The sequence below is a fragment of the Acidovorax sp. GW821-FHT09A11 genome (assembly GCF_059418365.1).
The window spans coordinates 1-12,091 of sequence record NZ_JBWKPS010000008.1 but is presented as its reverse complement, the minus strand read 5'-3'; the positions used below and the strand labels follow the sequence as shown (position 1 = coordinate 12,091).

Sequence of the window (12,091 nt, the reverse complement as noted above, 5' to 3'; positions counted from 1 at the left end):
AAATAATTGGATAAGAAAAGAACAGCTGTGAGTAACGAAAAAAGCGCCACCTCGCCCAAGCCGGAAAAGCTGGTGGCCGTGAAAGGCATGAATGACATCCTGCCTCCGGAATCTGCCCGCTGGGAGTGGCTGGAGGCCAAGGTCCGGGGCCTGATGGCGCGCTACGCCTACCGCAATATCCGTACGCCGATCGTCGAGCCCACGCCGCTTTTTGTGCGGGGGCTCGGCGAGGTGACCGATATTGTTGAAAAAGAGATGTACTCGTTCGAGGACCGTCTCAATGGCGAGCACCTGACCCTGCGCCCCGAGGCGACGGCAGGCGTCGTGCGCGCCGTGGCCGAGCATTCCATGCTGTACGACGGGGGCAAGCGCCTGTACTACATGGGGCCCATGTTCCGCCACGAGCGTCCGCAGCGCGGGCGGTATCGCCAGTTCCATCAGATTGGCGCCGAGGCGCTGGGTTTTCCGGGCGCCGAAGTCGACGCGGAACTGATTTTGCTGGCCCAGGCGCTGTGGCGTGAACTGGGGCTTCAGAATGTGCGGCTGGAGCTCAACAGCCTGGGCGAGCCCCATGAACGCAAGGCCCATCGTGCTGCGCTGATCTCGTACCTCGAGCAGCATGCCGATGTGCTGGACGAAGAAGCACGCCGGCGCTTGCACAGCAACCCCCTGCGCATTCTGGATACCAAGAACCCCGCCATGCAGGCCATCGTGGAGGCCGCACCTCGGTTGATCGATTTCCTGGGGCCAGAGTCGCTCGCGCATTTCGACGCAGTGAAGTCCATCCTGAGTGCCAATGGCGTCGCATGGACCGTCAATCCGCGCCTTGTCAGGGGCATGGACTACTACAACCTGACCGTGTTCGAGTTCGTCACCGACCAATTGGGCTCGCAGGGCACGATTTGTGGCGGCGGCCGCTACGACTACCTGATCGGTCAGATTGGTGGCAAGGCTGCGCCAGCGGTGGGCTGGGCGCTGGGGGTTGAGCGTGTGCTCGAACTCCTCAAGGAGCAGGCCAGCGCATTGCCGGCGCTGGCTCCCGATGTGTATGCGGTGATTCCCTCGGCGGCGGCGTTGCCGGTGGCGGTTGCGGCCATCGAGCGCCTGCGGCAGCTCGGCGTCAGTGTGCAGATGCATGCTGCGCCCGCAGGCGGTGAAGGAATGGGCAGCATGAAGTCCCAGTTCAAGAAGGCAGATGCGAGCGGCGCGCTGCATGCACTGGTCTTTGGCGACGATGAGCTCTCCCGAGGGATGGTTGTTGTCAAGTCCTTGCGCGATGGTGTCGGAGCGCAGGCCGAGCAACCGCTGGGCTCACTGGTCGAATGGGTGTCCCACCTACAATCCAACCGCTAAACAGAACATATTCCATGGCAAATCACCTAGATCTCGAAGAACAAGAACAGCTTGACCAGCTCAAGCATTTCTGGAACACCTGGGGCACGCTCATCAGTTCGGTACTGATTCTGGTGGCGGGCTCCCTGGTTGCGTGGAACGGATACCAGTATTGGCAAAACCGCCAGGCGAGCCAGGCCGCGGCGCTCTTTGATGCCGTGGACGTGGCTGCCCGGACGGGGGATCAAGCGCGCATGGCGCAAGCGTTTGCCGACCTCAAGGCCAAGTATTCGGGCACTACGCAGGCCAGCCAGGCCGGCCTCGCGCTCGCCAAGACGATGGTGGATGCCGGCAATGCCGATGGCGCGAAAGAAGCGCTGGCCTGGGTGGCCGCCCAGTCCGGGGATGATGGCCTCAAGGCGCTGTCCAGGTTGCGCTTGGCCAGCGTGCTGATGGACCAGAAAAACTACGATGAGGCGCTCAAGCAGGTGTCTGGCAGCACTCCCCTTGAGTTTGAAGCGGTGTTCGCAGATCGCAAGGGTGATATCTATTCCCTGCAGGGCAAGCGCACAGAGGCGATCGCGGAGTATGCGAAGGCATACAAGGCCTTCGAGGAGAGTGTGGAGTATCGGCGCCTCGTGGAAATCAAGCTTGGTGCCCTGGGGGTCTCGCCGCAGGGTATCGCGGTGGCTGCGGCTGCTCCTGTGGAAGGGGTGAAATAACCATGGCGTTCATTTGTGCAAACAACACGCCGGGCGGGCGGATGCTGCTGCGTGGCGTTTCGTCCGCGGTGCTGGTCGCCATGTTGGCCGGGTGTTCGCTGTGGAGTGGCAGCAGCTCCAAACCCGTACCTGCCGATCTGGGGGCCAATGTCGCTGTCCTGGGTGTGCGGCAGGCATGGACAGCGCGCATCGGCAATGTTGGAGGATTTCCGCTGGAGGTCCACTCCGTAGGCAATGTGGTGACCGTGGCATCCGCTGACGGTGTGGTGGCTGCGATCGATGCGCGCACCGGTGGAGACGTATGGCGCACCGCACTGGCCGAGCCCTTGTCCGCGGGTGTGGGAAGCGATGGAAAGTCTGCGGCTGTCGTGTCCCGCAGCAACACGTTGATTGTTCTGGATGCCGGCCGTGAGCGTTGGCGGCAATCCTTGGCTGCGCAGGTATTCACGCCCCCCCTGGTCGCTGGCGGGCGTGTCTTTGTGCTGTCGACGGATCGGTCGCTGGCCGCCTACGATGCTGTGACGGGGCGCAAGCTCTGGAGCCAGCAGCGCCCTGGAGACCCCTTGGTCTTGCGCCAAGCCGGCGTACTCCTGGCTGTGGGAGATACCTTGGTGGCGGGTTTTGCCGGCCGCCTTGTGGGCTTGAACCCGGACAACGGCAGCGTTCGCTGGGAGGCGCCGCTGGCCAGCTCGCGCGGTACCAATGATGTCGAACGCCTGGTGGAACTGGTCGGCCGTACCAGTCGGGTAGGGGACTCCGTCTGTGCACGGGCCTTCCAGTCGGCTGTGGGTTGCGTCAATACGGCCAGAGGCGCGGTGGCCTGGACGCAGCCGGCCAGTGGAGCCGATGGAGTGCACGGCGATGGCGAAGCGCTGTTCGGGGCCGAGAGCAATGGCACGGTGATTGCGTGGCGCCGCAGCGACGGCTCACGCCTGTGGGCGACGGACAGGCTCAAGCACCGCAAACTGACAGCGCCTTTGCTGCTGGGGCGCTCGGTGGTGGTCGGGGACGATGCAGGCCTCGTTCATCTGCTTTCCCGTGCGGACGGTTCTCCGCTTAACCGCATTGCCACCGATGCATCCGGCATAGCTGCGGCGCCTGCTGTCGCTGCCGATACGCTGGTGGTGGTCACGCGAAACGGTGGCGTCTACGGATTCCGTCCTGATTGATGGATCTTATTCAATGAAGCCAGTTATCGCCCTCGTCGGGCGTCCGAATGTCGGCAAGTCCACGCTTTTCAACCGTCTGACCAAGTCTCGCGACGCCATCGTGGCGGATTTCGCCGGGCTGACGCGAGACCGGCATTACGGCAATGGCAAGCAAGGCAAGCACGAGTACATCGTCATCGATACAGGGGGCTTCGAGCCTGATGCATCGAGTGGCATCTACAAGGAGATGGCCAAGCAGACGCAGCAGGCCGTTGCCGAGGCGGATGTGGTCATCTTCGTGGTCGATGCACGTGCCGGCGTTTCTGCGCAGGACCATGACATTGCAAACTACCTGCGCCGCCTTGGCAAACCCTGTGTGCTGGTCGCCAACAAGGCGGAGGGCATGCTGGAAGGCGTGCAGCTGGCAGAGTTTTATGAGCTGGGGCTGGGCGAGGTGTATCCCGTGTCCGCGGCGCATGGGCAGGGTATCCGCAGTCTGGTTGATATCGCCCTGGAACCCCTGCAGCTTCCTGAGCCGGACGACTCCGAGGCCGGCTCCGACAAGAGCATCATCAAGCTTGCCGTCGCAGGGCGGCCCAATGTCGGTAAATCGACGCTGATCAACACCTGGCTTGGCGAGGAGCGCCTTGTCGCGTTTGACATGCCGGGCACGACCCGGGATGCCATCACCGTGCCATTCGAGCGCAATGGCCAACGCTTCGAGCTGGTCGATACGGCGGGGTTGCGCCGCAAGGGCAAGGTGTTTGAGGCGATCGAGAAATTTTCGGTCGTGAAGACTCTCCAGGCCATTGAATCGGCCAACGTGGTTCTGCTGCTGCTGGACGCGACCCAGGGGGTCACGGATCAGGATGCGCACATCGCAGGCTACATCCTTGAAAGCGGCAGGGCCGTGGTGGTGGCTGTCAACAAATGGGATGCCGTGGACGACTACCAGCGCCAGTTGCTGGAACGGTCCATCGAGACCCGGCTCGCCTTTCTGAAGTTTGCCTCGATGCATTTCATTTCCGCCAAGAAGCGGCAGGGGCTGGGGCCGCTGTGGACGTCGATCGCCCAGGCGCACAAGGCGGCAACCTGCAAAATGTCCACGCCGGTGCTTACACGCCTGCTCCTGGAGGCTGTGCAGTTCCAAAGTCCCAAGCGGGCAGGCATGTTCCGCCCCAAGATGCGGTATGCACACCAGGGGGGCATGAACCCGCCGGTGATCGTGATCCATGGCAATTCGCTCGAACATGTCACCGATGCCTACAAGCGCTTCCTGGAAGGACGCTTCCGCAAAGAGTTTGATCTGGTGGGCACGCCGCTGCGGATAGAAATGAAAACCTCCCACAATCCTTTTGCCGACAAGGACGAGGCCTGATCCAAAGGCTGGAGCCCTGAAGGGCCATGCACTACCAGCCCGATTTGCCCTTCGGGCTGTGGTAAGGTGCTGGTTTACAACAACATTTTGAACACGGAGAATATCGTGAGCAATAAAGGCCAGCTTTTGCAAGATCCCTTCCTCAACGCGCTGCGTCGGGAGCATGTTCCTGTTTCCATCTATCTGGTGAATGGAATCAAGCTGCAGGGGCAGATCGAGTCATTCGACCAGTATGTGGTGTTGCTGCGCAATACAGTGACCCAGATGGTTTACAAGCACGCTATTTCCACCATCGTGCCAGGTCGCGCCGTCAATTTTTCCACCGCCGACACCCCTGATGCAGATAGCAGCAACGCTTGAGTTGTTGTTTCTGAACCGGTCTTCGCTTCTTGCACGGATGGTGCGAGAAGGCCATCTGATTTGCATGCGATGACATCTTCGCGCGTGGACGGCACCCCGGTGCTGCTGGTGGGGGTGGACTTTGGTTTTCCCCATTTTGATGGCGATCTCGAGGAATTGGGCTTGCTCGCACAGACGGCGGGCATGAACCCGGTTGGCCGCCTGACATGCAAACGCAAGGCCCCGGACGCGGCCTTGTTTGTCGGAAGTGGCAAGGCAGACGAAATTCGCACTGCGGCACAGATGCACGGTGCGGTAGAGGTGCTGTTCGATCAATCGCTCAGCCCGGCCCAGCAACGTAACCTGGAGCGTCACCTTGAGCTTCCAGTCAACGACCGCACGCTGCTGATTCTGGAGATTTTTGCCCAGCGCGCCCGCAGCCATGAGGGCAAGCTTCAGGTGGAGCTCGCGCGACTGCAGTACCTCAGCACCCGCCTCGTGCGTCGATGGTCTCACCTGGAGCGTCAGACGGGTGGGATTGGCGCACGTGGTGGCCCTGGCGAGAAGCAGATTGAACTCGACCGCCGGATGATTGGCGACGCCGTCAAGCGCACCCGCGAGCGTCTTGTCAAGGTCAAGCGGCAGCGGTCCACCCAGAGGCGGCAACGGGAGCGGCGCGACACCTTCAATATTTCATTGGTCGGCTACACCAATGCGGGCAAGTCCACCTTGTTCAATGCGTTGGTGAAGGCCCGTGCCTATGCCGCAGACCAACTGTTTGCCACGCTGGACACGACAACGCGCCAACTGTATCTGGGCGATGCAGGACGATCGGTGTCCCTCTCCGATACGGTGGGATTCATTCGCGACCTGCCCCATGGCCTGGTGGATGCATTCCAGGCGACGCTGCAGGAGGCCATTGATGCGGATCTGCTGCTTCATGTGGTGGATGCCTCCAATCCGGGCTTTCCGGAGCAGATGGCGCAGGTCCAGAAGGTGCTGCATGAGATCGGGGCTGCGGATATTCCTCAGATATTGGTGTTCAACAAGCTGGATGCTCTGCAGGCGGAGCAACGTCCCCCGCTTCTGGAGGATCAGTACGATGTGGATGGGCAATTGTTCCAGCGCCTGTTCGTGAGCGCGCGCTCCGGCGAAGGGCTGGACACGCTTCGTCAGGCGCTTGCATCCAGGGTGGTGATCGCGGCTCAAGAAGGCATGACCCCTGGTGCCGCCATTGAATTGCCAGGGTCCGAGCCCTGATTGGGCACAATGCCAGCATTACCGATGCCATCCAGAGAACCAGAGACTTTGCGCATGAATTTCCAAAATCGCACCCTACGCTGGACTTCGCTGCCAGCACGTATTCGGGGCATGTTCAACCTGAACGATCCCCGGTGGGGACGCGGCGAAGACAACAAGTCCGATGATGGCGCACGCCCAGAGGACCGCCCCGCTCCCCCGCCTTCGGGAAACCGGGGGGGTGACCAGCGCCCGGGCAATGGGCAGCCGCCGGATCTCGACGAACTGTGGCGCGACCTGAACCGTAAGCTGGGCGGATTGTTCGGATCCAAGAACGGTGGCGGGCGCGGGCCGGGCAACGGTGGCGGTTCGGGCGGCGGGTTCCAACCCGACATGAAGAGCGCAGGCGTTGGTGTGGGGCTGATCGCCGGGATTGTGTTTGTCATCTGGATGGGGACAGGGTTCTTCATCGTCCAGGAAGGCCAGCAGGCCGTGATCACTCAGTTTGGCAAATACAAGAGTACGGTGGGCGCGGGTTTCAACTGGCGATTGCCATACCCCATCGAGCGCCACGAGCTTGTTTTCGTGACCCAGATTCGCTCCGCCGACGTGGGCCGGGACAGCGTCATCAAGAGCACCGGCCTGCGCGAGTCGGCCATGCTCACCGAAGACGAGAACATCGTCGAGATCAAGTTTGCCGTGCAGTACCGCTTGAGTGATGCACGCGCCTGGCTGTTTGAAAGCAAGAATCCGTCGGATGCAGTCGTACAGGCCGCCGAAACGGCGGTTCGCGAAGTGGTAGGAAAGATGCGCATGGATACGGCCTTGGCCGAAGAGCGTGACCAGATTGCACCGCGGGTCCGTGCGCTCATGCAAACCATTCTTGACCGCTACAAGGTCGGTGTCGAAGTTGTTGGAATCAACCTGCAGCAGGGGGGGGTGCGTCCACCTGAACAGGTGCAGGCGTCGTTTGACGATGTGCTGAAAGCAGGGCAGGAGCGCGAGCGGGCCAAGAACGAAGCGCAGGCATACGCCAATGATGTCATCCCGCGTGCAGTGGGCTCTGCGTCGCGCTTGAATGAGGAGGCGGCAGCTTACAAGGCGCGGATTGTTGCGCAGGCGCAAGGCGATGCGCAACGCTTCTCTTCCATTCTGGCGGAATACCAAAAATCGCCTCAGGTGACCCGTGACCGCATGTACCTGGAGGCCATGCAGCAGATTTACGGCAATGTGACCAAAGTGCTGGTCGAGTCGCGCCAGGGCTCCAATCTGCTGTATCTGCCCCTGGACAAGATCATGCAAGGCGTGGCGAGCGGAGCAGGGCCTCTGGATGCTCCGGCTGCCGCTGCGCCCGCGCCGGCGGTGGTGCCTGCCGTGCCTTCGTCCACTTTTTCGAATGACCCCCGAGCGCGTGACAGCAGTCGCACACGCGATCGTGAATCTCGCTAGGAGCTGCTCGTGAACAGAGTCGGATTTATTGCATCTACCCTCCTGGTGGTGCTGGCCCTCATGAGTTCCATGCTTTTCGTGGTGGACCAGCGCCAGTTTGGCGTGCTCTACGCGCTGGGGCAGATCAAGGAAGTGATTACCGAGCCGGGGTTGAATTTCAAGCTGCCGCCGCCTTTCCAGAACGTGTCGTATATCGACAAGCGTCTTCTGACGCTGGACAGCAGCGATACAGAACCCATGCTGACGGCTGAAAAACAGCGTGTGGTCATCGACTGGTATGTGCGCTGGCGCATCTCTGAACCCACGGAGTACATCCGCAATGTGGGGTTGGACGAAAGCGCCGGGGCCATGCAGCTCAATCGGGTGGTGCGCAATGCCTTTCAGGAGGAAATCAACAAGCGCACTGTCAAGGAACTGCTGTCTCTCAAACGCGAGGCGCTGATGGCAGATGTCAAGCGCGAAGTGCTCGAGACCGTTCGCGGGGCCAAGCCCTGGGGTGTGGACGTGGTGGATGTGCGCATTACCCGCGTCGACTACGTGGAAGCCATCACGGAATCGGTCTACCGGCGCATGGAGGCTGAGCGTAAGCGTGTCGCCAATGAACTGCGCTCCACAGGGGCGGCCGAGGGCGAAAAAATTCGGGCGGATGCAGATCGTCAGCGTGAGATAGCGATTGCCAATGCCTACCGCGATGCCCAGAAGATCAAGGGTGAAGGCGATGCTGAAGCAGCGCGCATCTACGCCGAGGCTTTTGGCCGGGACCCACAGTTTGCCCAGTTTTACCGCAGCCTGGAGGCATACAAGTCCAGCTTCAACAAGAAGACCGACGTGATGGTCCTCGATCCCTCGTCTTCGGAATTCTTCAAGACTTTCCGAGGCGGAACCTCGGCCACGGCGCCTGCCGCCGCGGCACGCAAGTGAGTTTCCCCGCCCTGGCTGTTGGTAGCTTGCCGCAGTGACTTTTGACAGCCTTTGGGCGGCTCTGGCCCTCGTGCTGGTGATTGAAGGGCTATTGCCCTTCCTATCGCCACAGGGCTGGCGGCGTGCGGTCTCCCAGATTGCACTGCTGCAGGATGGCCAGATACGTTTTTTCGCATTGCTGGCCATCGTTGCCGGTGTTGCCATGCTGTGGTTCTGACCTGGGCTTGGAGTCCTGGCGGTGGAGTCTCTCGGGCCTTCGCTCTCCTCCCGGTAGAATCACGGTTTTAACAGCCTCCCCTTTTCTCCATGTCTGCTTGGGTCCTTCCGGATCACATTGCCGATGTCTTGCCGTCCGAAGCGCGGCACATCGAAGAATTGCGTCGCGGGCTGCTTGATACAGCCCGTTGTTATGGCTATGAGTTGGTGATGCCTCCTTTGCTGGAGCATCTCGAATCTTTGCTGACAGGTACTGGCGAGGCGCTTGACCTCCAGACCTTCAAGCTGGTGGATCAGCTCTCCGGGCGTTCCATGGGGCTGCGGGCGGACACCACCCCCCAAGTGGCCCGCATCGATGCGCACCTGCTCAATCGCAAGGGGGTTGCTCGGCTGTGCTATTGCGGCCCCGTACTGCACACCCGGCCTGACCGTCCCCATGCCACACGCGAGCCCCTGCAGTTCGGCGCGGAGATATACGGGCATGCCGGGCTGGAGGCGGACCTCGAGGCTTTGCAGTTGGCCCGGGAGTGCCTGCGGGTTGCGGACGTTCGTGGCACGACGATCGACCTGGGGGACGTGCGGATTGTGCGCAGCCTGCTGGCTGGCGTGCCGCTGAATGCCCAGGTGTTGAGTGCCATCCATGCCGCGCTGGCTGCCAAGGACGCTGGCGAATTGGTGTCTTTGACCCGCGCTTTCCCCGAGAAGTCTCGCAAAGGTTTGCTGGTGCTGCTGCAGCTGTATGGAGATCAGGCTGTGTTGGATGAGGCTGAAAAAGCGCTCAAGCACTTTCCCGACATTCCCCTGCTGCTATCAAATTTGAAATGGCTTGCTACCCGGTTGGAGGGGGCTACCGTGACGTTTGATCTGGCCGATTTGCGTGGCTATGCGTATTACAGCGGTGCACGTTTCGCGATCTATGCACCGGGTGCAAGCGATGCGTTGGTCCGAGGCGGGCGCTATGACGAAGTGGGGGCCGTGTTCGGCAGAAACCGCCCCGCGGCAGGGTTCAGCTTGGATCTCAAGCAAGTGGTCGGCGTAGTGTCGCCGCGTGCGTTGAAGGCGGCGATCCGGGCCCCATGGGAGGAGTCCGATGAGGTCAATGCGGCCATCGCCAAACTCCGCAAGGCGGGTGAGACGGTGGTCTGCGTTCTGCCGGGGCATGAGAGCGAAGTGGACGAGTTCCACTGCGACCGGGAACTGGTGCAGGTTGCGGGCCGGTGGGTCGTGCAGGCTGTTTGAGCAATTGAAAATTGAATTGGGTTTGAGATGAAAGCAACCAAAGGTCGCAATGTAGTGGTGGTCGGGACCCAGTGGGGTGACGAAGGCAAGGGCAAACTGGTTGATTGGCTGACAGAGAGTGCCCAAGGCGTGGTCCGTTTTCAAGGCGGGCACAACGCTGGCCATACGCTGGTGATCAATGGGGTCAAGACTGCGTTGCACTTGATTCCCAGCGGCATCATGCGACCCGGGGTGAAGTGCTACATCGGCAACGGCGTCGTGCTGTCGGCAGCCAAACTGTTCGAGGAAATCGAAGGCCTTGAGAAGGCGGGTGTTGAAGTGCGGTCACGCCTGCGCATCAGCGAGGCCTGTCCCTTGATCCTTCCTTTCCATGCTGCCATTGACGTGGCGCGTGAAGCCGCGCGCGAGCAGGGCGGTACGGAGAAGATTGGAACAACAGGCCGGGGTATTGGTCCCGCGTACGAAGACAAGATTGCCCGCCGCGCACTGCGGGTGCAGGACCTGAAATACCCAGAGCGGTTTGCAGCCAAGCTGCGTGAGTTGCTGGACCTGCACAACCATACCCTCACGACGTACCTCCGCTCCGGCTCGTTCGTGTTTGGTGATGCGCTCAAGCCGTACATCCAGGATGGCAAGGTTCAGTTTGACGTGGTCTATGCAGAGGCGATGCGCCATGCCGAATTGCTCAAGCCCATGATGGCCGATGTGTCACGTGAATTGAACGATGCCCACCGCGAAGGCGCCAATCTCCTGTTCGAAGGTGCACAAGGTACGTTGCTGGATGTGGACCATGGCACCTATCCCTATGTCACCTCCAGCAACTGCGTGGCCGGCAACGCAGCGGCGGGATCCGGCGTGGGGCCTGGCATGCTGCATTACATCCTTGGCATCACCAAAGCGTATTGCACCCGCGTAGGCGGGGGACCATTTCCCACCGAGCTGGACTGGGAAGTGCCAGGTACGCCGGGTTACCACATGAGCACGGTGGGTGCTGAAAAGGGCGTGACTACTGGACGCAGCCGCCGCTGCGGCTGGTTTGATGCCGCATTGCTCAAGCGCAGTGCGCAGGTCAATGGCCTCTCTGGCTTGTGCATCACCAAGCTGGACGTTCTGGATGGCCTCGAAGAATTGTTGCTTTGCACGGGATATGAGCTCGATGGCGAACGCATTGATCTGTTGCCCATGGGGGCTGAAGACATCGCCCGCTGCACCCCTATCTACGAGACATTGCCAGGGTGGAGTGACTCCACCGTTGGTGTGACCGACTATGCCAAGCTCCCGGAAAGTGCCCGGCGCTACCTGGAGCGCATCGAACAGGTGACAGGTGTGCCGATCGACATGATTTCTACTAGTCCGGATCGGGATCACACCATCATGATGCGCCATCCCTATGTCGCTGGCTGATTGCCTTTGACCCTCGTCTCTACAGCTATACATCCAGGAGCCATTTCATGTTGACCGAAGACGGCAAACACCTCTATGTCAGTTATGACGAGTATCACAGCCTCATCGAGAAGCTGGCCCTCAAGGTGCATCAGTCGGGATGGAAGTTCGACACGATCCTGTGTCTTGCACGGGGCGGGTTGCGTCCCGGCGATATCCTGAGTCGTATCTTCGACAAGCCCCTGGCCATCATGTCCACCAGCTCCTACCGTGCCGAAGCCGGCACCGTGCAGGGGCATCTGGATATCGCTCGCTTCATCACAACTCCCAAGGGTGAGATCGCTGGTAAGGTGCTGCTGGTCGATGATCTTGCGGACTCCGGCCACACTCTGCATGCCGTGATCAATATGTTGAAGACCAACTATGCTCCGATCACCGAACTGCGCAGTGCGGTGATCTGGACGAAGGGTCTGTCTACGTTCTCTGCGGACTACTCTGTGGAGTTTCTGCCGACAAACCCCTGGATTCATCAACCCTTTGAAGGCTATGACAGCCTGAGCCCCCACAAGTTGCTTGAGAAGTGGCGTGTGTAGAGAGGGCTGCGAATTCTGAAATTTCACGGACTTTCTTCTGCCTCTCTGAAATTGGTGCTATAGTCGAGGGCTTCGCTACTGAGGCGGTGCTGCAGAGATGCGGGGCGCTGGAGGTTTGGGTGATGATGGGGT

At 60.7% G+C, this 12,091-nt stretch carries 12 protein-coding genes; all 12 read left to right on the top strand.

Going from position 1 to position 12,091, the window contains the following annotated elements; translation table 11 throughout:
* Nucleotides 1-87: 87 nt before the first annotated feature.
* The 12 genes from hisS to AC07PV_RS19115 all read left to right on the top strand — a co-directional run bounded on the left by hisS (nucleotide 88) and on the right by AC07PV_RS19115 (nucleotide 11,959).
* Nucleotides 88-1,353, top strand: a complete 1,266-nt coding sequence (gene hisS, locus AC07PV_RS19170; protein WP_494631127.1) for a histidine--tRNA ligase — start codon at nucleotides 88-90, stop codon at nucleotides 1,351-1,353.
* Between the two features lie 14 nt (nucleotides 1,354-1,367).
* Complete coding sequence (locus AC07PV_RS19165; RefSeq protein ID WP_492244015.1) at nucleotides 1,368-2,054, top strand: YfgM family protein; 687 nt, start codon at nucleotides 1,368-1,370, stop codon at nucleotides 2,052-2,054.
* Nucleotides 2,055-2,095: 41 nt separating this feature from the next.
* Complete coding sequence (gene bamB / locus AC07PV_RS19160; RefSeq protein WP_494631125.1) at nucleotides 2,096-3,223, top strand: outer membrane protein assembly factor BamB; 1,128 nt, start codon at nucleotides 2,096-2,098, stop codon at nucleotides 3,221-3,223.
* A 13-nt stretch (nucleotides 3,224-3,236) separates the two neighbouring features.
* Complete coding sequence (der, locus tag AC07PV_RS19155) at nucleotides 3,237-4,580, top strand: ribosome biogenesis GTPase Der (protein ID WP_218295354.1); 1,344 nt, start codon at nucleotides 3,237-3,239, stop codon at nucleotides 4,578-4,580.
* Between the two features lie 105 nt (nucleotides 4,581-4,685).
* Nucleotides 4,686-4,940, top strand: a complete 255-nt coding sequence (gene hfq / locus AC07PV_RS19150; protein WP_218295353.1) for an RNA chaperone Hfq — start codon at nucleotides 4,686-4,688, stop codon at nucleotides 4,938-4,940.
* 69 nt (nucleotides 4,941-5,009) lie between these two features.
* Complete coding sequence (gene hflX / locus AC07PV_RS19145) at nucleotides 5,010-6,179, top strand: GTPase HflX (RefSeq protein ID WP_492244014.1); 1,170 nt, start codon at nucleotides 5,010-5,012, stop codon at nucleotides 6,177-6,179.
* A gap of 54 nt (nucleotides 6,180-6,233) precedes the next feature.
* Nucleotides 6,234-7,607 (top strand): FtsH protease activity modulator HflK, encoded by a 1,374-nt coding sequence (hflK, locus tag AC07PV_RS19140; protein WP_369642852.1) that lies wholly within the window; start codon nucleotides 6,234-6,236, stop codon nucleotides 7,605-7,607.
* A 9-nt stretch (nucleotides 7,608-7,616) separates the two neighbouring features.
* Nucleotides 7,617-8,528: a protease modulator HflC gene (hflC, locus tag AC07PV_RS19135; RefSeq protein ID WP_218295350.1), complete on the top strand. Its 912-nt coding sequence runs from the start codon at nucleotides 7,617-7,619 to the stop codon at nucleotides 8,526-8,528.
* A 34-nt stretch (nucleotides 8,529-8,562) separates the two neighbouring features.
* Nucleotides 8,563-8,745, top strand: coding sequence for a DUF2065 domain-containing protein (locus AC07PV_RS19130; protein ID WP_492244012.1), 183 nt, complete (start codon nucleotides 8,563-8,565; stop codon nucleotides 8,743-8,745).
* 89 nt (nucleotides 8,746-8,834) lie between these two features.
* Entirely contained in the window at nucleotides 8,835-9,983 is a 1,149-nt protein-coding gene (locus tag AC07PV_RS19125) for an ATP phosphoribosyltransferase regulatory subunit (protein ID WP_494631060.1), read from the top strand.
* 27 nt (nucleotides 9,984-10,010) lie between these two features.
* A complete protein-coding gene (locus AC07PV_RS19120; RefSeq protein ID WP_218295347.1) occupies nucleotides 10,011-11,387 on the top strand; it encodes an adenylosuccinate synthase in 1,377 nt (458 codons plus the stop codon).
* A 47-nt stretch (nucleotides 11,388-11,434) separates the two neighbouring features.
* On the top strand, nucleotides 11,435-11,959 hold the full coding sequence (locus AC07PV_RS19115; RefSeq protein WP_494631059.1) for a phosphoribosyltransferase: 525 nt from the start codon (nucleotides 11,435-11,437) through the stop codon (nucleotides 11,957-11,959).
* Nucleotides 11,960-12,091: the final 132 nt, after the last annotated feature.